The sequence below is a fragment of the Cupriavidus sp. 05T313 genome (genome assembly GCF_056396665.1).
The window spans coordinates 1-20,692 of sequence record NZ_JBFTLX010000056.1 but is presented as its reverse complement, the minus strand read 5'-3'; the positions used below and the strand labels follow the sequence as shown (position 1 = coordinate 20,692).

Below are 20,692 nucleotides of genomic sequence, written 5' to 3'. Positions count from 1 at the left end.
CGCACGTTGACCGAATACGTTGACCGCATACGATGGCCGGATAGGCAATGAATCACCCTGTGGCCGGATCATGGTGCAGTGCAACCGCGCCTTCCATACGTCATTCAACGTAGGCGCATGCGCAGCCCGGCTGCGCTACGATTCGCGCGCCGCGATGCATCGTGGTGCACGGCACGGCTCTTGCATCTGCCCGGCACGACCCACGCGAGCGTCTTCTGGAGTCCCGACCCCCATGCCAGCCGCCAGCCAGCCCGTACAGCGCATCAGCAAGATCCGGCGCGACTACAACCGCTGGGTGGCAGACGAGACGCTGGAGGACTACGCGCTGCGTTTTGCACCAAGGACGTTCCGCAAATGGAGCGCCTTTCGCGTGGCCAATACCGCTTTTGGTGCGGTGGCCTTCCTGGCGCTGGAAGCCATCGGCGCGGCCATCACGCTGAGCTATGGCTTTACCAACGCCATGTGGGCTATCGGCATGGTCAGCCTGGCGATCTTCCTGACCGGGCTGCCGATCTCCTATTACGCGGCCCGTCACGGCGTGGACATGGACCTGCTGGCGCGCGGCGCCGGCTTCGGCTACCTCGGGTCGACCATCACCTCGCTGATCTACGCCAGCTTCACGTTTATCTTTTTCGCGCTGGAAGCGGCCATCATGGCGCAGGCCTTTGAACTGTTGTTCGGGCTGCCGCGATCATTGGGCTATCTGCTGTCGGCCATCGTGGTGATCCCGCTGGTCACGCACGGGGTGACGCTGATCTCGCGCATCCAGCTGTGGACGCAGCCGCTGTGGCTATTGCTGCTGGTGCTGCCGTATGCGGTGATCTGGTGGCGCGAGCCCGGGCTCTACACCGATTTCCTTTCCTTCAACGGGCGGCTGGCGGAAGGCGACGGCTTCTCGTGGCACGCCTTCGGCGCCGCGGCCACGGTCACGTCCGCGCTGATCGCGCAGATCGGCGAGCAGGTGGATTTCCTGCGCTTCATGCCGGAACTCACGCCGCGCAACCGCTGGCGCTGGTGGAGCGCGCTGATCGCCGCCGGGCCCGGATGGATCGTGCTGGGCGCGGCCAAGATGGCGGGCGGTGCGCTTCTCGCCTTCGTCGCGCTGCAGGCCGAGGTGCCGATCGCACACGCGCTGGAGCCCACCCAGATGTACCTGGCGGGCTTCTCGCGCGCGCTCGGGGGTGCGTGGCCGGGCTGGGCGGCGGTGGTGCTGACCGGCCTCTTCGTGTTGCTCTCGCAAACCAAGATCAACATCACCAACGCCTACGCCGGCTCGCTGGCATGGTCGAACGTGTTCGCACGGCTCACGCACAGCCATCCGGGCCGGGTGGTGTGGCTGGCCTTCAATGTGCTGATCGCGGTGATGCTGATGGCSATGGGCGTGTTCGAGGCGCTGGAGCAGGTGCTGGCGCTCTACGCGCACCTGGCCGTGGCGTGGGTCGGCGCCATTGTCGGCGACCTGGTCATCAGCAAGCCGCTCGGGCTGTCGCCGCGCACCATCGAGTTCCGCCGCGCTTACCTGTTCGATATCAACCCTGCCGGCTTCGGCGCGATGATGCTGGCGTCGGCGGGATCGATGCTGGTGCACCTGGGCGCGTTCGGCGAGACRCTGCGGCCGGCTTCGATCGGGGTGGGGCTGGTGCTGGCCATCGTGATCCCGCCGGTGATCGCCTTCGCTACCCAGAGCCGCTATTTCATCGCGCGCTCGCCGGTGGACTTCGGCCCGCGGCACAAGGTGGTCCGCTGCACCATCTGCCGCAATCCCTTCGAAGTGGAGGACGTAGCAGCTTGCCCCGCGTATCGCGGCCCGATCTGCTCGCTGTGCTGCACGCTGGACGCGCGCTGCGGCGACCGCTGCAAGCCCGGCGCCAGCGCGCAGGAGCAGATCGTCACCGCGCTCACGCGCGTGCTGCCGGCCGGCACGCCGCCGGTGATGGCGCGCCGCATCGGCCAGTTCTGCCTGGTGCTGGCGGGCATGGTGTTCGTGTTCGGCACCTTCCTGTGGCTGCTGTACACGCAGGAGCAATTGTCGGGCGCGCTGGCGGCGGCCACGTTGCCGCGCGCCGGGCTGTTCCTCAAGATCTTTGCCGGGTTGCTGCTGTTCGCGGCGGTGGCGGCGTGGTGGCTGGTGCTGGCCAACGAAAGCCGGGGCGTGGCGCAGGAAGAATCGGAGCGGCAGAACATGCTGCTGCAAAAGGAAATCGACGCGCACCGCCATACCGATGCCTTGCTGCAGGGCGCGAAGGAAGTCGCGGAGAAGGCCAACGTGGCCAAGAGCCGCTTCATCACCGGCATGAGCCACGAGATGCGCGCGGGGCTGAATTCGATCCTCGGCTATTCGCAACTGCTGTTGCGCGCGGGGCCGCTGCCGCCGGCATTGCGCGAAGACGTACGCACCATCGGGCGTGCCGGCGAGCATCTCTCCAGTCTGGTCGATGGCCTGCTGGAACTGTCGCGCATCGAGGCCGGCAAGCTGCGCCTGGCGCAGGAAGCCTTGGCGCTGGAAGGCCTGTTCGATGAACTGGTGCGCATGTTCCGCCCGCTTGCCGCGGCGCGCGGGCTGGCCTTCCATTACCGCGTGGAAGGCGTGCTGCCTGCGTACGTGCACGGCGATCCCAAGCGGCTGCGGCAGATCGTCATCAATCTGGTCAGCAACGCCATCAAGTTCACGGAGCAGGGTGCGGTGACGCTCGCCGTGCGCCACCAGCGCGAGATGGCCACCATCGTGGTGAGCGATACCGGTCCGGGCATCGACGCGGCCGACCAGGAGCGCATCTTCGACCCGTTCGAGCGGGCCTGTGGCCACGACGACCGCGACGGCATCGGCCTGGGGCTGGCCATCGTGCGGCTGCTGGCCGACCTGATGGGCGGCGAGATCCGCGTGCGCAGCGCGTCCGGTGCCGGCAGCGAGTTCACGGCACGGCTGTACCTGCCCGCCGTGACGGCGCCGGTGGCGCGCCGGGTGCCCGCGCAGCGCACCCGCCTGCCGGCCGATGCGCGGGTGCTGGTGGTGGACGACCGCGCCGCGCATCGCGCGGTGCTGCTCGGCTTCCTGGCGCCGCTGGGGCTGGCGGTGGATGAGGTGGGGGAGGGCGCGGCGGTACTGCCGGCGGTGCAGCGCTTGCGGCCGCAACTGGTGCTGCTGGACCTCAACCTGCCCGATGCGTCCGGCTGGGACCTGTGCCGCCTGCTGCGCGCGCGGGAACGTCCGCCGCTGGTCGTGATCGTCTCCGCCAATGCGCACGAGAACACCGAGGAAGCGCGTGCCACGCACGGCTATTTTGCTTTCGTCAGCAAGCCGGTGCGCGAGGTGGAACTGATCGAGGTGGTCCGGCGCGCGCTGGCGAGCGCGGTGCAGCATGAGAGCAAGGCCGCCGCCGTACACGCGCTGCCATCGGCCGAGCTGCTGCGCGAGCTGCTGCTGCTCGGCGCCACCGGGCGGCAGCGCGCGCTGGAGGCGCAGCTTTCCGAGCTGGCCGAAGGCGCGGACGCTGCCGCCGCATGGGCGGCCCGCATGCTTGCACTGGCACGCAGCGATGGCGCTGCACTGACTCACTCACTTGGCGAGGCGCTTCATGAATCCCGCTCCTGACCTGCAGACCCGCGTACTGGTGGTGGACGACAATGCCGACGCGCGCGGCTTCCTCACGCGCGCCCTGGGCGGCGAGGCCATGGCGGTGCATGCCGCGCACAGCGGCGACGCCGCGCTCGATGCGCTGGCGCTCTTCGAGCCCGACGCGGTGCTGCTCGACGTGGACATGCCGGGCATGGACGGCTTTGCCACCTGCGCGGCGCTGATGGACCGCCATGCCGACCTGCCGGTGATCTTCATGACAGGGCTGGGCGAGACCGGGCATATCGTGCGCGGATTCGAGGTGGGCGCGTGCGACTACGTGACCAAGCCGGTGGCGATTGCCGAGGTGGTGGCGCGGGTGCGCTCGCATGCCGCCAAGGCGCGCCTGGCGCGCAGCGCGCGCGCGGCCGTGCTGGGCAGCGCGGTGGCGATGCTGGCGGCCGATACCGCTGGCCAGCTGATGTGGATGAACACCAGCGCCGCGGCCTTGATGCAGGYGCAGGGCTGGGTGGCCTGCCTGCCCGGCGCGCCGTTGCCGGCGCCGCTGGTGGCAGCGCTGCGGGCGCTGCAGGAGGATGTGGCCGCGCCGGGCTTGCTGCCGGGCGGGTTGTCCCTGCGCCGGCTGACAGGCGCGACGGCGGGCGTGATGGTGGTGGAACTCGCCGCGCATCCGGTGCACGCGGCCACGAGCGCGCCGCCATCGGAACTGACGCCGCGCGAGGCCGAGGTGATGGTCTGGGTGGCGCGCGGCAAGACCAACCGCGACGTGGCCGAGATCCTCGGCATGAGCCCGCGCACCGTCAACAAGCATCTCGAACACATCTACGAGAAGCTCGGGGTGGAAACCCGCACGGCGGCCGTGGCGGCCGCGCAGCGCGGGCTGGCGTAGTGCGTCAGTGGGTCATGCGTGCCGGTGCGCCGCGGTGGCGCCGTCATGATCGCAGCGGTGGATCTCCACCGTCACGTGCACCAGTTCTTCGTGGACCGACAGCGCCTGCCTGACGCGCGCGGGTGTCAGCGCGGCGTCGTGCGTGACCAGGCTGGCGATGACGGCGAATTTCTGCTTGCCCACGCGCCATACGTGCAGGTCCGTCACGCGCGTGCCTTCGGGGCCCTGGTCGAAGCCGGCCAGCACCTCGCGCACTTCCTCCACCACCGGGTGATCCATCTCGCGGTCGAGCAGCACCGTGCCGGTCTGCCTGAGCAGGCCCAGTGCCCAGTGGCCGACCAGCGCGGCGCCCACCAGCCCCATCACCGGGTCGAGCCAGCCCAGGCCGAGCCACCAGCCGCCGGCCAGCGCCAGCACCGCCAGCACCGAGGTGGCGGCGTCGGCCAGCACGTGGAGGTAGGCGGAGCGCAGGTTGAGGTCGTGATGTTTGCCGTGATCGTGCCCGTGATCATGGGCGTGGTCGTGGCCGTGGCCGTGGCCGTGATCATGATGGGCGCCACCGAGGATCAGCGCGCAGCCGAGGTTGACCAGCAATCCGACGATGGTCACCGCCATGGCTTCGCGGTAGTGGATGGCCTGCGGGCTGAACAGCCGCTCGACCGAGCCGAACACCATCAGCGCGGCCACGCCGAGCAGGAAGATCGCGCTGGCAAAGCCGGCCAGCACTTCGATCTTCCACGCGCCGAAGGCAAAGCGCTTGTCCGCGGCATAGCGGCGCGCCGCGGCGTAGGCGAAGGCGGTGAGCCCGATCGCCAGCGCGTGCGAGCTCATGTGCCAGCCGTCGGCCAGCAAGGCCATCGAGTTGAACCACAGGCCGGCGGCGATTTCGGCGACCATGGTGACGGCGGTGATCAGCATCACCAGGCGGGTGCCACGCTCGGCGGCGCGGTTGCCGGTGTCGAATACGTGGCTGTGGGTCCAGCGGGACAGGTCGTTGCTATGCATGGCTTTCCTTGGGGGTGTCGCAAGGGTATCAGTCCCGGCGTTGCAAAGCCGCCTCATCCCTGACGGCGGTGTGGGTTGCTGACACAAGTCTCTGCTATCTTATGCGCCCGACCTGCCGCTGGCGAACCATCCCAAGAACCGCACTCATGCAAGCAACTAGCACCACGCCAGACGCCGTCGCCCCCGCCGCCATTACCTTGCGCCAGGCCTTCTGGTACTGGCTCAAGCTGGGCTTTATCAGCTTCGGCGGGCCCGCCGGGCAGATCGCCATCATGCATGAGGACCTGGTCGAGCGGCGCCGCTGGATCTCCGAGAGCCGCTTCCTGCACGCGCTCAACTACTGCATGGTGCTGCCCGGCCCGGAAGCGCAGCAACTGGCGACCTATATCGGCTGGCTGATGCACCGCACCTGGGGCGGGGTGATCGCCGGCGGGCTGTTCGTGCTGCCTTCGCTGCTGATCCTGATGCTGCTGTCGTGGATCTACATGCGCTTTGGCGAGGTGCCGGCGGTGGCGGGCGTGCTGTACGGCATCAAGCCGGCGGTGACGGCCATCGTGGTGTCCGCCGCCTGGCGGATCGGCTCGCGGGCGCTGAAGAACAGCTGGCTGTGGGCGATCGCGGCGGCCTCGTTCGTCGCGATCTTCGCGCTCGGGTTGCCGTTCCCCGCCATTGTGCTGGCCGCGGGCGTGATCGGCCATGTGGGCGGCCGGTTCGCGCCGGCGCGCTTCACCAGCGGCGGCGGGCATGGCGCGGGCAAGGCCGGCTTCGGGCCCGCGTTGCTGGACGACCACACGCCCACGCCGGCGCATGCCGTTTTCACCTGGAAGCGATTCGCGCGGGTGCTGGCGGTTTTCCTGGCGATCTGGGCCCTGGCGACCGGCGCGCTGGCATGGCGCTACGGCTGGCAGGGCACGCTGACGCAAATGGGCTGGTTTTTCACCAAGGCCGCGCTGATGACTTTCGGCGGCGCCTATGCGGTGCTGCCGTACGTCTACCAGGGCGCGGTCGAGCATTACCACTGGCTTACCGCGCCGCAGATGATCGACGGGCTGGCGCTGGGGGAAACCACGCCCGGACCGCTCATCATGGTGGTGGCCTTCGTTGGCTTTGTCGGCGGCTGGACGCATACCGTGCTCGGCGCCGATGCGGCGGTGGCATCGGCCATGGCGGCGGCAACGGTGGTGACCTTCTTCACCTTCCTGCCGTCCTTCCTGTTCATCCTGCTGGGCGGCCCGTTCGTGGAAAGCACGCACGGCAACCTGAAGTTCACCGCGCCGCTGACCGCCATCACGGCGGCGGTGGTGGGCGTGATCGTCAACCTGGCGGTGTTCTTCGCCTATCACGTGCTGTGGCCCGCCGGGCTGCACGGGCGCTTCGACTGGCCTTCGGCCCTGATCGGGCTGGCCGCGGCGGTGGCGCTGTTCCGCTTCAAGGCCGGGGTGATCCCCGTCATCCTCGCTTGCGGCGCCGCCGGGCTGGCGCTGGCATTCCTGCGCGGCTAGCGGCGGGCGGCTACCACCCGCTATAAGGCGCGCCCTGCACGCGGTGCGCCGCGAAGTGCTCCGCCAGGAAATCGACGAAGGCGCGCACCTTGGCCGTGAGGTGGTCGCGCGTGAGGAATACCGCGAATACGTCGGCGGGCGGCGTTTCCCAGTCGGGCAGCACTTGCCGCAGCCGCCCGGACCGGAGCATCGGCGCCACCTCCCATTCGGAGCGCATCAGGATGCCGTGGCCTTGCAAGGCCCAGCCGAGCGCCACTTCGCCGTCGTTGGTGCTGGCCGGCCCGCGCACCTTGACGGTCTCCTGTCGGCTCGCCGAGCGCAGTTGCCAGGTGCCGTAGGTGGCATCGCTTTCCCGGATCACGATGCAGCGGTGCTGCTGCAGTTCGCGCGGCGAGCCCGGCGCGCCGTGGCTGGCCAGGTAGCGCGGCGATGCGCACAGCAGCCGGCGATTGTGGGCAAGAGGCCTGGCGGCGAGGCGCGCATCGGGCAGGTCGCCCACGCGGATGCCGACATCGAAGCCGGCTTCGGCCAGGTTGAGCGGCCGGTCGGTCAGTTCAAGCTGCACCTCCACCTCCGGGCAGGCCAGCAGGAAGGCGCCCACTGCCGGCGCCACGTGACGCCGGCCGAAGCCGAGCGTGGCGTTGACCCGCAGCAGCCCGCGCGGCGCTACCCGGCTGCCGCCCAGGCCCTGTTCCAGTTCCTCCAGTTCGGCCAGGATGCGCGCGCCCTGCGCGAGGTAAGCCTCGCCCTCCTGCGTCACGCTCAGGCGGCGCGTGGTGCGGTTGAGCAGGCGCACGCCAAGGCGCGCTTCCAGCGCCGTCARCCGCTTGCTGGCCGCCGATGGCGTGATGCCGGATTGCTGGGCCGCGCCGGCCAGGCTGCCGCGCTTGACCAGGGTGACGAAGAAGGCTAGGTCCGAGAAGTTGTCCACGATGCGGAACGATGCGGTTAGGCCGGGGATTGGTGAATCTGGCGACTGAATGAAAGTCTGTAGATGAAATTATAGCGATGGGTTCAATGGTTAAACTGGTCTCTCGATACTCTTCAACCCAATTCAACGCCATTCAACGCAGGCAGAGCCCCATGTCAGGCCTTACCTTCTATCGCAAGCTGGTGGATTCGCATACCGTGGCCGCGCTCGACGCCGATCACGTGCTGCTCTACGCGGATCTGCACCTGATGAACGAGTACACCAGCCCGCAGGCATTCGCCGGGCTGGCCGCGCAGGGCCGGGGCGTGCCGTCGCCTGGCCAGCAGGTGGCGGTGGTGGACCATGTCATCCCCACTCATGCGGAAAGCCCGCGCCGCATACAAGACCCCGCCTCGGCGCTGCAGGCGCGCAATCTCAAGCGCAACTGCGTGCAGCACGGCATACCCCTGTTCGACACCGACTATGCCCTGCAGGGCATCGAGCACGTGATCGCGCCCGAGCACGGCATGATCCGGCCCGGCATGGTGGTGCTGTGCGGCGACAGCCATACCACCACCTACGGCGCGCTGGGCGCGCTCGGCTTCGGCATCGGCACGTCGGAGGTGGAGCATGTGCTGGCCACGCAGACGCTGGTCTACCGCGTGGCGAAGGACATGCGTATCCGCGTGGACGGCATGCTGCCGCGCGGCGTCACCGCGAAGGACCTGATCCTGCACATCATCAGCCGCATCGGCGCCCAGGGCGCGCGCGGCTATGTGGTGGAATTTGCCGGCAGTGCCATCGATGCGCTCACCATCGAGGCGCGCATGACGCTTTGCAATATGACGGTGGAAGCCGGCGCGCGCGGCGCGCTGATCGCACCGGATGCGCGCGCCATCGACTACGTGCTGGCACGCGCAGCGGATATCGACGCAACGATGCGCGAGCGCGCGCTGGCGTGCTGGCGCGATCTGCGTTCGGATGCGGATGCGCGCTTCGATAGCGAGCTGGGATTCGACTCCGGCAACGTCGCGCCCTATGTGAGCTGGGGCACCAGTCCCGACCAGGCCATCCCCATCGACGCGCGCGTCCCACTGGTGGAGGAAGCGGCCGACGAAACGGCGCGCAGCGCCGCCGCCAAGGCGCTCGGCTACATCGGCCTGCAGGCGGGCGCCTCGCTCGAGGGCTTGCCGGTGCAGCGCGTGTTTATCGGCTCGTGCACCAACGGCCGCATCGAAGACCTGCGCGCGGTGGCCGCCATCGTGCGCGGGCGCAAGGTGGCCGAAGGCGTGCGCGCGATGGTGGTGCCCGGCTCGGGCGCGGTGCGCCGGCAGGCCGAGGACGAAGGCATTGCGCGGGTACTGCTCGATGCCGGCTTCGAGTGGCGCAAGCCCGGCTGCTCCATGTGCCTGGCCATGAATGACGACGTGCTCGCGCCGGGCGAGCGCTGCGCCTCCACCACCAACCGCAATTTCGAGGGACGCCAGGGGCGCGCCGGGCGCACCCACCTGATGAGTCCCGCGATGGCCGCCGCCGCCGCGCTGACCGGCTGCATCACCGATGTACGCCGCCTGGAGCATACCGATGCCTGATTCGATGCCTGACCCTGATGCCGATCTGATCGCCGCCCTCGGCGCGCCCCTGCCCATCGGCAATCTCGACACCGACCAGATCATGCCCAAGCAGTTCCTGCGCATCATCGACAAGGCCGGGCTGGACCGTGGCCTGCTCTACGATATGCGCTTCGACGCGCAGGGCGCGCCGCGCCGGGAGTTCGTGCTCAACCAGCCACGCTACCGGGGCGCGGGCGTGCTGGTGGCGGGCCCCAACTTCGGCTGTGGTTCGAGCCGCGAGCACGCGGTGTGGGGCCTGCAGCAATTCGGCATCCGCGCGGTGATCGCGCCGAGCTTTGGCGAGATTTTTTATTCGAATGCGATCAACAACCGCCTGCTGCTGGTGATGCTGCCGCAGGCCGAAGTGGATGCGCTGATGGTCGAGGTGTCGCGCGAGGCGCCGGTCCGGATCGAGATCGACCTCGCGGCCATGACGGTGAGCGCGGGCGCCGTGCGCGCCGGCTTCACGCTGGCCGAGCGCCATCGCACCCTGTTCCGCCAGGGCCTGGACATGATCGGCGCGACGCTGGCACAGTCGTCGCGGATCGCCGGGTTCGCGCGGCGGCATCACCATGCGCAGCCCTGGCTGCAGGACGTCGCCGCCAAGACCATGGCGCGGCTGTCCGCCTGAAGGAGGACCGATTGTGTTCGAAGGTTTCACCCCGCGCCGCATCCGCTGCGGCGAAGTCGAGATCAACGCCTTCGTCGGCGGCCAGGGCCCGGCCTTGCTGCTGCTGCAYGGCCATCCGCAAACGCATGTGATCTGGCACAAGGTGGCYGGCGMGCTGGCCCGGCATTTCACCGTGGTCGCCACCGACCTGCGCGGTTACGGCGACAGCGGCAAGCCCGCCGGGCTGCCCGACCATGCCAACTACAGCAAGCGCAGCATGGCGCAGGACCAGGTGGCGGTGATGCGCGCGCTGGGCTTCGAGCGCTTCCTGGTGATGGCGCACGATCGGGGTGCGCGCGTGGCCCACCGCATGGCGCTGGACCATCCGGATGCCGTGCGGCGGCTGGTCACGCTCGATATCGCGCCCACGCTGGCGATGTACGAGCAGACCAACCTGCAGTTCGCGCTGGCGTACTACCACTGGTTCTTCCTGATCCGGCCCGCGCCGTTTCCCGAGACGCTGATCGAGGCCGATCCGGCGCTCTACCTGCGTAACACCATGGGCAGCCGCAGCGCCGGGCTGGCGCCGTTCACGCCGGCGGCCATGGCCGAGTATCTGCGCTGCCTCAGCCTGCCCGGCGCGGCGCACGGCTTGTGCGAGGACTACCGCGCCAGCGCCTCGGTCGATCTCGATCACGACCGCGCCGACCTGGCCGCGGGGCGCAAGGTCGAGTGCAGCATGCTGGCGCTGTGGGGCGAGCAGGGCGCCGTGGGCCGCTGCTTCGCGCCGCTGGAAGAGTGGCGCAAGGTGGCGCGCAGCGTGGATGGCAAGAGCCTGCCTTGCGGGCATTACATCGCCGAGGAAGCGCCGGCGTTGCTGCTGGAGGAGACGTTGCCCTTCCTGCTGGGCGCAGGCTGAGCGCGCCGGACGCGCGGCAGGAGGTGGATGCATGACGCGCCGGCCTGGCTTACACTCGCTGTCTTCGCACCCGTGCCCGACCGATCGCGTCTCACCCATCCATGCCGCCCCGCAAGAACCCCGCCGCCGATACGCTTGCCGAAAGCCGCGCCACCAGCGACCAGGCCATCCAGTTGCTGGACGCCGCCGTGCGTCATGTGCTGGAGCACGGCATCGGCGACCTGTCGCTGCGCAATATCGCCGAAGCGGTCGGTACCAGCCACCGCATGCTGATCTACTACTTCGGCTCCGGCGACCAGTTCTGGGAAGCGGTGCTGCGCCGCATCCGCCATGCCGAACTGGATGCGCGCGCCAGCCTGGCCGCCAGCGAGGCCGATCCCGCGCGGGCGCTGGAAGTGGCCTGGGCGCGCTACTCGGCGGACAACTACCTCCCCATCATCCAGTTGCTGTTCGAGATCTACKGGCGCGCCATTCGCGATCGCGAGCGCTTCCATGTCTTCCTCGATGACGTGATCGGCAGCTGGACCGGCGCGCTGACCGAGCGCTTTCACAAGCAGCTCGGGTTGAGCACCAGCGAGGCGAAGCTGCGTGCCCGAGTCGAGGTGGCCACGATGCGCGGGCTGCTGCTGGATCTCGTCACCACGGGCGATCGCAAGGGCACCACCGCCGCGCTGAAGTATTTCGCGCGCATGCAGAACGCGCCCAGGGCGGCGGGCGCAAAGCCCGGCCACGAAGCCTGATCCCGACGCGGCGCCATCACGGCGCCGCGCAGCAGTTGTTGCCGCTGCCGCGGCAATGCGTCTCCGCTTCCCCTTCAAGCTTTCTCACCGGCTCTTGCCGCGATGGCAGGCCCTGTGCCGGTCCTGTTTTCTTTTGCGTGTACCACATGGTACAGTAAACCGGATGGGTCCGTCATGAGGCGCGTCCAGGGGATTCGAGAGGAGAACGATGTGAAGAGACGAACGCTGATAGTGGGCGCCGCGCTAGCCGTGGCGGGAATGTCATACGGCGCCGCCGGCTGGGCGGAGGCGTGGCCGCAGCGCCCCGTGCGGCTCGTGGTGCCGCAGGCCGGCGGAACCGGCAACGATGTGCTTGCGCGCGCATTGGCTGAAGCGCTTGGCAAGCGCTGGGGGCGCAGCGTGGTGGTGGAAAACAGGCCAGGCGCCAATGGCGTACTGGCGATCAACTACGTGCTGCAACAACCGGCCGACGGCTACACGCTGTTTTTCGCCGGCGTTTCCAACCTGGCTTTCAATCCCTTCCTGTATCCCTCGCTGCCCTATGTGCCGCAGCGCGACCTGGCCGGCGTGGCGATGCTGGCGAACTCGCCCTTCGTGCTGGTGGTGGCGCCGGCCATGCATGCCACCAGCTTCGCGGAGTTCGTGCGGCTGGCCAAGGCGCGGCCGGGCGGCATCAGCTATGCCTCCGGTGGCATCGGCAATTCCACGCATCTGGCCATGGAACTGGTGGCCGAGCGCGCCGGCATCAAGCTGCAGCATGTGCCGTTCAACGGCGCCGGCGGATCGACCAGCCTGATGTCGGGCGAGACCCCGGCGATGATGAACGTGCTGGCGGGCGTGCAGCCCTATATCACCGGCAAGAAGCTGGTGCCGCTGGCGGTGACCGGCGAGCGGCGCCTGGCGGCGCTGCCCGATGTGCCCACATTCAAGGAGCTTGGCTACGACGTGGCGGTGCCGGGCTGGTACGCCATCGTCGCCAGGTCCGGCACGCCGGCGCCGCTGGTGCGCAAGATCAATGCCGACATCGATGCGGCCATGGACGAGCCCGCGTTCAAGGACAAGCTGGCCAACCAGTTCCTGGAGCCGATCAAGGGCCCGCCTGACGAAGTGCAGCGCTATATGCAGCGCGACGCGCAGGCCTGGGGCCCGCTGATCCGCAAGCTCGGCATCGCCCTTTGATCCGCACCACGCATCCGCACCACGCCTGGCTTTACCGCACCGACTTTCAAGGAGACAAGACATGCCCCAGATCACGACCGCCGTGCGCGACTACCGACTGTCCATGATGCACGCGCTGATGGACCGCCTCCGCGTTGACGCGCTGGTATTCGCCACCCCGGACTTCTTCCAGTTCGCCACCAATTTCCAGCTTGATGTCTGGCCGTGGGAACGCCCCRTATTTGTGTTCGTGCCGCGCAATGGCGAGCCCTTCGCGGTGATGAACGAGCTATCCACCAACCATATGCGCTTGTGCGCGGAAAAGGAGAAGGTCTGGCTGCGCGATGTGACCTACTATGCCGAGCATCCGCGCGTCGCGCGGCGGCTGGCGCTGGCGCCACAGTTGCCCGAGGTGGTGGCGTCGCTGCTGGCCGCGCACGGGCTGGGCGGTTCGCGCATTGCCGTCGATGTGGCGCACCCGATCCTGGCGGCGGCGCAGCGCTACCTGCCCGAGCTTACTTTGCGCCCGGCCCTGGCCGAGATGCGCGGCATGCGCTGGGTCAAGCATGCCGAGGAACTGCAGGTGATGCGTGAACTGGGGGCGCTGACCGACTGGGTGCAGGACCGCTATCGCGAGAATATCCGCGCAGGCCGGCTGGTGCAGGAGCTGGACCACGCCATGTCGGCGCTGATGGTGGAGGAAGCGGCGCGCCGTTTCCCCGGCGAGGATTTCGACATTCTCAAGTGCTGGACACTGACGGGGCCCGCCTCGGCGTCGCCGCATGGCGACGGCGCCGCGTGCGGGGCGCGCATCGCGGCCGGCGACACTATCGTCAACCTGATCCTGCCGCGCCTGAATGGCTACTACGTCGAGAACGAACGCACCTGGTTCTGCGGCAGGCCGGATGCGCGCCAGGCACATTGCTACGAGGTCGCCGCCGAAGCCACCGATGCCGCGGTAGCGGCCGCGGTGACCGGACGCCGYGTCTGCGATATGGACGCTGCGGCACAGGCCGTGATCGAGCGCGCGGGCCTGGGCGAGTACATCTTTCACCGCACAGGCCACGCGGTCGGCCTGATGCTGCACGAGTACCCGGAAGACATGGCCTTCAATACGCGGGCGCTGTTGCCGGGCGAGGTGTACTCGGCCGAGCCCGGCATCTATGTCTACGGATTGGGGGGCTTCCGGCTGGACGATACGGTGGTGGTGGGCGAACGCCCCGAGGTGATCGTGAAGACGCCAAAGACGCTGGAATACGCAACGGTGGGGTGAGAGGCGGGTGCCGCCGGGCACCACAGGCCAGGAGGGTTGACGCGGCGCGGCAACAGGGCTTTGGTACCGCAAGCATTACGCCGCCCGGAGGCGCATAATCCCTGACCATTAAGTCAGGTCCTAGCCGAATCCGCGTCAGCCCTCAACATACATTCATGGATGGATGTATAATTCCGGAATTATTCGCTTGTCCCCAGGCGTTTGTTGCGGAAATTGACATGACTTACCGATTTATTGCCGGATGCATGAGCGCCTGGCTCGCGATCTGCGTGACCGCGAGCTGGGTGGTGGAACGCCTCTGGTCCTGAGTACGGGTGGTCGGCCTTGCCGCTGGGAGGTGGCAAGGTTTTCGCTAGGACTTGCCATTCTTCGCGGTATTCACCACCCACCATGTACATGACCAGAGATAAGAAGAACGCCGGCCTTGCCCACCGGCTTGTAACGCATATCAAGGCGCTTGGCGCCGTGGCTGCCCTTGGTACCAGCGCGCTGGCGCATGCCGATCCCGGGGTGCACGTGGCCTTCGGCCGCGATCCTGGCCACAACATCAACAAGTACGAAATCGGCGTCAACTGGGATTCAGGCTTTGCCTGGGGCAACCCGCAGGGCTGGCTGGTCAAGCTGCAGTGGGAGGCCGAACTGGCCGAATGGAATGCCCGCAGCGGCACCAATGCCCAGAATGTGACCGAGTTCGGTTTTTCGCCGATCTTTCGCCTGGAAAAGCGCGGCGGCTCGCTGGTCCCCTTCCTGGAAGCTTCGGTAGGCGTGCGCATGATGAGCCACAAGGCCACCTCCGACGAGCACCGCTCCGGCAGCCTGTTCCAGTTCTCCGACATGATCGGCGTAGGCATGGCATTCGGCCCCAAGACTGCTTACGAAGCCGGCTTCCGCTACCAGCATGTCTCCAATGCCGGTAKCAAGCAGCCCAATCCGGGTAGCGGTTTTTACACGGGTTACATGCGTTATCGCTTCTGAACCGGCAACGGCGGCTGGCCCGGGCCGGCGCTCAGGCCAGCTTGACCATGCCGGCACGCGGATTGCGCGCGGCGCGCGAGGCCGGCTCGGGAAGTCCGGTCTCCGCCCCCCGGCTATCCGCGCCGCGCAGCGTGTCGAAAAAGCGCCATAGCGCGGGCGCGTCGGTGGTCGCGACATTGAACCGTATCCAGGGCGAGTCGCCTTCTTCCGGCTCGAAGTAGGAGCCCGGTGCCAGCCAGATGCCGTGCTCCAGTGCCAGCGTTGCCAGCCGGTTGCCTGACAGGGCGGCCTGCTCGTTCCCGTCTCGCGGGCGCATCCGTGCCCAGGCAAACATGCCGCCTTCCGGGCGCAGCAGCACTTCCAGCCCGTGCGCTTCCATCTTCTCCGTGATCCGGTCCTGCTGGGCGCGCAGCCGTTCGGCCAGCGCCGCCACGTGGCGGCCGTAGTGGCCGCTGGTCAGCACCGAATACACGAGCCGTTCCGTCACTTCCGATGACGTCAGCCCCACCGCCATCTTGGTGCGGGCCAGCGCCTTGGCCAGATCGGGGCTGGCTGCCAGGTAGCCCACCCGCAGCGACGGCGTGATGGTCTTGGAAAAACCGTTGATGTAGATCACGTGCGAGAGGCCGTCCATGGCCGCCAGCATGGGCGAGCCGGCGGGCGCCAGTTCGCGGTAGATATCGTCCTCCACGACCAGCAGCCGGTATTGCTCGGCCAGTTGCAGCACGCGGTGCGCGTTCATGCTGGTAAGCGTGCCGCCGGTGGGATTCTGCAGCACGGTGTTGACGAACAGGGCACGCGGTGCATGGCTCCTGATGGCGTGGTCGAGCGCGTCGGTGTCCAGCCCGCTGGCGGTGCGGCGCACGCCGATCACCTGCAGCCCGGCCAGGCGCAGGATCTGCAGCAGGTTGCAGTAGCACGGGTCTTCCACCAGCACCGTGTCGCCCGGCCGCAGCAAGGTGCGCACCACCAGGTCCAGCGCCTGCGTGGCGCCCTGGGTCAGCACTACCTGCTGGGCCTGGACTGGCATGCCGTACTGGCTGAGGCCGGCGGCGATATGCTCGCGCAGCGCGCCAAAGCCGTAAGGATGGCCATAGCCCGAGACCTGCGCCGCGGGCACCCGCGCCGCGGCGCGCATGGCCTGGTGCAGTCCCTCCTCGTTGAGCCAGTCGCCGGGCAGCCAGCCCGCGCCCGCCTTGATGGGCACCGAATGGTCGGCGAAGACGTCCGACAACAGCCAGGCGGCATTCAGCCCCGGTGCCTCCCAGCGCGCCGCTGGCGCCTGGCCGGCCGGCGCGTGGCGGTGCGCCACCGTATAGCCGGAACCCGCGCGCGCGCCGAGGTAGCCCAGCGCGGTCAGGCGGCCGTAGGCCTCGGCCACGGTGAAGGTGCTGACGCCGTGTTGCTGGGCGAACCGCCGCACCGAGGGCAGCGCCACGCCGGCGCGCAGCACGCGCCGGTCGATCAGGCTGGCGATGCCGGCCACGATCTGTTCGGTCAGGGTGTCCCCGCTGCGCCGGCTGCGGACCAGTTCAAGGTTTAGCATGCGTCATATGTCAGAATCAACCTGTACAGTTTAGTGGCCGTAGTGGTGCGATGGGAAGCGTCTTCGTCCCGCGCGGCATTGCGGCACCGCAGCGCGAACATGGCTTCCGGGGCGGGATTGCGCGCCGCGGGGCGCGCCAGGGCCGGGCATGGCGGCAAGCCGGCATGTAGCGCGCCTTTTGAATTCTGTACAGTTGTCATAGTCTTAACTGTACGGTCAGGTGATGTTTTGCCGACCGTATATTCTTTAAGCCGGGCCGGGCCGCTACAGTGGCCGCATTCGCCAGAATCACTCGACAACCCCGGTGCGGCGCAACCGCCGCCGCCCGAGCCAATGCCCTGAGGAGGACGTATGGATGCCGCCAAGACCGTGATCCCCGATCTCGATGCCCTGTGGATGCCGTTTACCGCCAACCGCCAGTACAAGGCGGCGCCGCGCCTGCTCGCCTCGGCCAGCGGCATGTACTACACCTCGCATGACGGCCGCCAGATCCTCGACGGTTGCGCCGGCCTGTGGTGCGTGGCCGCCGGCCACTGCCGCAAGGAGATCTCGGAAGCGGTCGCGCGCCAGGTGCAGACCCTGGACTATGCGCCGCCATTCCAGATGAGCCACCCGCTGACATTCGAGGCCGCCACCAAGCTGGCCGCCATCATGCCGTCCGGGCTGGACCGCATCTTCTTCACCAACTCGGGTTCGGAATCGGTCGACACCGCGCTGAAGATCGCGCTGGCGTACCATCGCGCGCGCGGCGAAGGCCAGCGCACCCGCTTTATCGGCCGCGAGCGCGGCTATCACGGCGTGGGCTTCGGCGGCATGGCGGTGGGCGGCATCGGCGGCAACCGCAAGGTCTTCTCGGCCAACCTGATGCCTGGCACGGACCACCTGCCGGCCACGCTCAATATTGCCGAGGCTGCCTACTCCAAGGGCCAGCCGCAATGGGGCGGGCACCTGGCCGAGGACCTGGAGCGCATCCTGGCCTTGCACGATCCGTCGAACGTGGCTGCCGTGATCGTCGAGCCGCTGGCCGGTTCGGCCGGCGTGCTGGTGCCGCCGGTGGGCTATCTCGAAAAGCTGCGCGAGATCACCAGCAAGCACGGCATCCTGCTGATCTTCGACGAAGTCATCACCGCCTTCGGCCGCCTGGGCGCGGCCACCGCCGCCGAGCGCTTCAAGGTCACGCCGGACCTGATCACGATGGCCAAGGCCATCAACAATGCGGCCGTGCCGATGGGCGCGGTGGCGGTCAGGCGCGAAGTGCACGACACCGTGGTCAACTCCGCCGCGCCGGGCGCGATCGAGTTCCTGCACGGCTACACCTATTCCGGCCATCCGCTGGCAGCGGCCGCGGCCATCGCCACGCTGGATATCTACAAGAACGAGAACCTGTTCGGCCGTGCCGCCGAACTGGCGCCCAAATTTGAAGCCGCTGTGCACGCTGTGCGCGGCGCCCCCCACGTGAAGGACATCCGCAACCTCGGCATGGTGGCCGGCATCGAACTGGAGCCGCGTCCCGGCCAGCCCGGCGCGCGCGGCTACGAGGCCTTCCTCAAATGCCTGGAACGCGGCGTGCTGGTGCGCTACACCGGCGATATCCTCGCCTTCTCGCCGCCGTTGATCATCACGGAAGAGCAGATCGGCGAAATGTTCGACACCGTGAAGAAGGTCCTGCAAGACGTGCAGTAAGTACGCACGCATGGCAGGAACAACACAAGGAACACTGACGTGAACATCGCAGAAAACCGGCAGATCGCCGACATCGCGCATTACATCGGCGGCACCGTGCGCGCCGCCTCGTCGGACCGTTATGCCGACGTATTCAACCCCGCCACCGGCGCGGTGGCCGGGCGCGTGGCGCTAGGCTCCGCGCAGGACGTGGATGCCGCGGTAGCCGCCGCGCACGCGGCCTTCCCGGCCTGGTCCGAGACCGCGCCGCTCAAGCGCGCCCGCATCCTGTTCAAGTTCAAGGAGCTGCTCGACCGCCACCATGACGACCTCGCCGCGCTGATCACGCGCGAGCACGGCAAGGTGTTCTCGGACGCCAAGGGCGAAGTCACCCGCGGCATCGAGGTGGTGGAATTYGCCTGCGGCATTCCCAACCTGCTCAAGACCGACTTCACCGACAACATCGGCGGCGGCATCGACAACTGGAACCTGCGCCAGCCGCTGGGCGTGGTGGCCGGCATCACGCCGTTCAACTTCCCCGTGATGGTGCCGATGTGGATGTTCCCGGTGGCGCTGGCCTGCGGCAACACCTTCGTGCTCAAGCCGTCCGAGCGCGATCCCTCGCCCTCGCTGCTGATCGCCGACCTGCTCAAGCAGGCCGGCCTGCCGGACGGCGTGTTCAACGTGGTGCAGGGCGGCAAGGAAGCCGTCGACGCGCTGCTGGCGCACAAGGATGTGCAGGCGCTGTCCTTTGTCGGCTCGACCCCGATTGCCGAGTACATCTATACCGAGGGCACGAAGCACGGCAAGCGSGTGCAGGCCCTGGGCGGCGCCAAGAACCACCTGGTGGTGATGCCCGACGCCGACCTCGACCAGGCGGTGGACGCGCTGATCGGCGCGGCCTATGGCTCGGCGGGCGAACGCTGCATGGCGATCTCCGTAGCCGTGGCGGTGGGCGACGTCGCCGACAAGCTGGTCCCGCGCCTGGCCGAACGCGCGCAGTCGCTGAAGATCCGCAACGGCATGGAAGCCGATGCCGAGATGGGTCCGCTGGTGACCGCCGCGCACAAGGCCAAGGTGGAAGGCTATATCGCCAAGGGCGTGGAAGAAGGTGCGAAGCTGGTGACCGATGGCCGCGGCCACAAGGTCGAAGGGCATGAAGATGGCTTCTATGTCGGCGGCACGCTGTTCGACAATGTCACGCCGGACATGACGATCTACAAGGAAGAGATCTTCGGGCCGGTGTTGTCGGTGGTGCGGGTGCATGACTTTGCCCAGGCGGTGGACCTGATCAACGCGCACGAGTATGGCAATGGCGTGTCGTGCTACACGAGCGACGGCGGCGTGGCGCGCGCTTTCTCGCGCCAGATCCAGGTTGGCATGGTCGGCATCAACGTGCCGATTCCGGTGCCGATGGCATGGCACTCCTTTGGCGGGTGGAAGCGTTCGCTGTTCGGCGATCACCATGCTTACGGTGAAGAAGGCATTCGCTTCTATACGCGGTACAAGAGCATCATGCAGCGCTGGCCGGACAGCATCGGCAAGGGTGCGGAATTTACGATGCCGGTGGCTAAGTGAGGGTTTTGGTTTTGGCTGGATGATGGTGGGGGTCACGTTTTTTTGCGGGGTTGGTCGGTGTTTCTTTGAGCGGTGTTGGCTCTTGTACCCAACAGCCATACGACATCCCCCCTGCGGGGGGCTGCCGGTTAGTCTTCTTTGCTTTGGCAAAGAAGACTAACGAGAAGAAAGCCGACCCTGCCGGGGGCAGAGCAATCGCGGGCGCTAGGGGTGCTGGTTTCGTCGTACGGCCACAGTTCTGCTGGCATCTGCCGGAACCGGTTTGACGGGCCACGACGCTGCCAGCTTCCGGGATTCGTAGTACGGCCCCCGGTAGCGGAACCTTGCCCATTCGGCAATCTGCCGTTACCGGCACGGGCCATCACGACACATCGCCAGTCAATGGTTTCGTGGTGGGGCGGGCGCGGTGGTCAAGGTCTCGGGCATATCAATCCGGTGCCACCGCGCCCACGACGGAACCGGTGCGCCTGCAACTTCGTGGCCGGTCACTCCGCGAGCGACAGACGGCTTGAAGCAAGTGATGTCCGCTACCGGGGGCCCCACCGTCAATCCCGGAAGCTGGCAGGTTCGTGGTCAGTCAAGCCGGTACCGGCAGATGCCCGCCGGCACTCTGGGCCGTACGACGAAACCACCGATATTCGAGAGCCTTATTGCTCTRYCCCCGGCAGGGTCGGCTTTCTTCTCGTTAGTCTTCTTTGCCGAAGCAAAGAAGAGTGACCGGCAGCCCCCCGCAGGGGG

15 protein-coding genes are annotated in these 20,692 nt (G+C 67.8%); 12 read left to right on the top strand and 3 right to left on the bottom strand.

All coding sequences use genetic code 11. The features are described 5' to 3' along the window. The first annotated feature begins 232 nt into the window (after positions 1 to 232). Positions 233 to 3,592 carry a hybrid sensor histidine kinase/response regulator gene (locus AC1DKD_RS15130; protein ID WP_477103634.1) on the top strand — a complete coding sequence of 1,120 codons (3,360 nt, stop codon included), beginning with the start codon at positions 233 to 235 and terminating at the stop codon, positions 3,590 to 3,592. Beyond that, on the top strand, positions 3,576 to 4,463 hold the full coding sequence (locus AC1DKD_RS15125; protein WP_477143417.1) for a response regulator: 888 nt from the start codon (positions 3,576 to 3,578) through the stop codon (positions 4,461 to 4,463). The genes AC1DKD_RS15130 and AC1DKD_RS15125 overlap by 17 nt, the downstream gene beginning before the upstream one ends. A gap of 12 nt (positions 4,464 to 4,475) precedes the next feature. Here AC1DKD_RS15125 and dmeF read toward each other — a convergent pair whose 3' ends face one another. Beyond that, on the bottom strand, positions 4,476 to 5,468 hold the full coding sequence (gene dmeF, locus AC1DKD_RS15120; RefSeq protein WP_441630657.1) for a CDF family Co(II)/Ni(II) efflux transporter DmeF: 993 nt from the start codon (positions 5,466 to 5,468) through the stop codon (positions 4,476 to 4,478). A gap of 146 nt (positions 5,469 to 5,614) precedes the next feature. On the opposite strand from dmeF, the gene chrA reads away from it, so the two are divergent. Continuing rightward, positions 5,615 to 6,970, top strand: coding sequence for a chromate efflux transporter (gene chrA / locus AC1DKD_RS15115; RefSeq protein ID WP_441630659.1), 1,356 nt, complete (start codon positions 5,615 to 5,617; stop codon positions 6,968 to 6,970). A gap of 10 nt (positions 6,971 to 6,980) precedes the next feature. Here chrA and AC1DKD_RS15110 read toward each other — a convergent pair whose 3' ends face one another. After that, a complete protein-coding gene (locus AC1DKD_RS15110) occupies positions 6,981 to 7,901 on the bottom strand; it encodes a LysR family transcriptional regulator (RefSeq protein WP_441630661.1) in 921 nt (306 codons plus the stop codon). 152 nt (positions 7,902 to 8,053) lie between these two features. On the opposite strand from AC1DKD_RS15110, the gene leuC reads away from it, so the two are divergent. From leuC to AC1DKD_RS15075, 7 genes are all read left to right on the top strand, one after another. Beyond that, positions 8,054 to 9,472, top strand: coding sequence for a 3-isopropylmalate dehydratase large subunit (gene leuC / locus AC1DKD_RS15105; RefSeq protein WP_477143416.1), 1,419 nt, complete (start codon positions 8,054 to 8,056; stop codon positions 9,470 to 9,472). Continuing rightward, the gene (gene leuD, locus AC1DKD_RS15100; RefSeq protein WP_441630665.1) at positions 9,465 to 10,124 is read left to right on the top strand and encodes a 3-isopropylmalate dehydratase small subunit; all 660 of its coding nucleotides are present in this window, start codon (positions 9,465 to 9,467) and stop codon (positions 10,122 to 10,124) included. The genes leuC and leuD overlap by 8 nt, the downstream gene beginning before the upstream one ends. Before the next feature lie 13 nt (positions 10,125 to 10,137). Beyond that, positions 10,138 to 11,022: an alpha/beta fold hydrolase gene (locus tag AC1DKD_RS15095; protein ID WP_477143415.1), complete on the top strand. Its 885-nt coding sequence runs from the start codon at positions 10,138 to 10,140 to the stop codon at positions 11,020 to 11,022. A gap of 101 nt (positions 11,023 to 11,123) precedes the next feature. Continuing rightward, positions 11,124 to 11,762, top strand: coding sequence for a TetR/AcrR family transcriptional regulator (locus tag AC1DKD_RS15090; protein WP_477143414.1), 639 nt, complete (start codon positions 11,124 to 11,126; stop codon positions 11,760 to 11,762). Positions 11,763 to 11,972: 210 nt separating this feature from the next. Beyond that, on the top strand, positions 11,973 to 12,941 hold the full coding sequence (locus tag AC1DKD_RS15085; protein WP_441630669.1) for a Bug family tripartite tricarboxylate transporter substrate binding protein: 969 nt from the start codon (positions 11,973 to 11,975) through the stop codon (positions 12,939 to 12,941). A gap of 61 nt (positions 12,942 to 13,002) precedes the next feature. Beyond that, positions 13,003 to 14,193, top strand: a complete 1,191-nt coding sequence (locus AC1DKD_RS15080; protein WP_477143413.1) for a M24 family metallopeptidase — start codon at positions 13,003 to 13,005, stop codon at positions 14,191 to 14,193. 396 nt (positions 14,194 to 14,589) lie between these two features. Further along, positions 14,590 to 15,168, top strand: a complete 579-nt coding sequence (locus tag AC1DKD_RS15075) for an acyloxyacyl hydrolase (RefSeq protein WP_477143412.1) — start codon at positions 14,590 to 14,592, stop codon at positions 15,166 to 15,168. Positions 15,169 to 15,199: 31 nt separating this feature from the next. On the opposite strand, the gene AC1DKD_RS15070 is transcribed toward AC1DKD_RS15075, so the two are convergent. Continuing rightward, entirely contained in the window at positions 15,200 to 16,714 is a 1,515-nt protein-coding gene (locus AC1DKD_RS15070) for an aminotransferase-like domain-containing protein (RefSeq protein WP_441630673.1), read from the bottom strand. A gap of 351 nt (positions 16,715 to 17,065) precedes the next feature. On the opposite strand from AC1DKD_RS15070, the gene aptA reads away from it, so the two are divergent. Both aptA and AC1DKD_RS15060 read left to right on the top strand, forming a co-directional pair. Next, the gene (gene aptA, locus AC1DKD_RS15065) at positions 17,066 to 18,397 is read left to right on the top strand and encodes an omega-aminotransferase AptA (RefSeq protein ID WP_441630675.1); all 1,332 of its coding nucleotides are present in this window, start codon (positions 17,066 to 17,068) and stop codon (positions 18,395 to 18,397) included. A gap of 39 nt (positions 18,398 to 18,436) precedes the next feature. Further along, the gene (locus AC1DKD_RS15060) at positions 18,437 to 19,954 is read left to right on the top strand and encodes a CoA-acylating methylmalonate-semialdehyde dehydrogenase (protein ID WP_035869886.1); all 1,518 of its coding nucleotides are present in this window, start codon (positions 18,437 to 18,439) and stop codon (positions 19,952 to 19,954) included. The last annotated feature ends 738 nt before the right edge of the window (positions 19,955 to 20,692 follow it).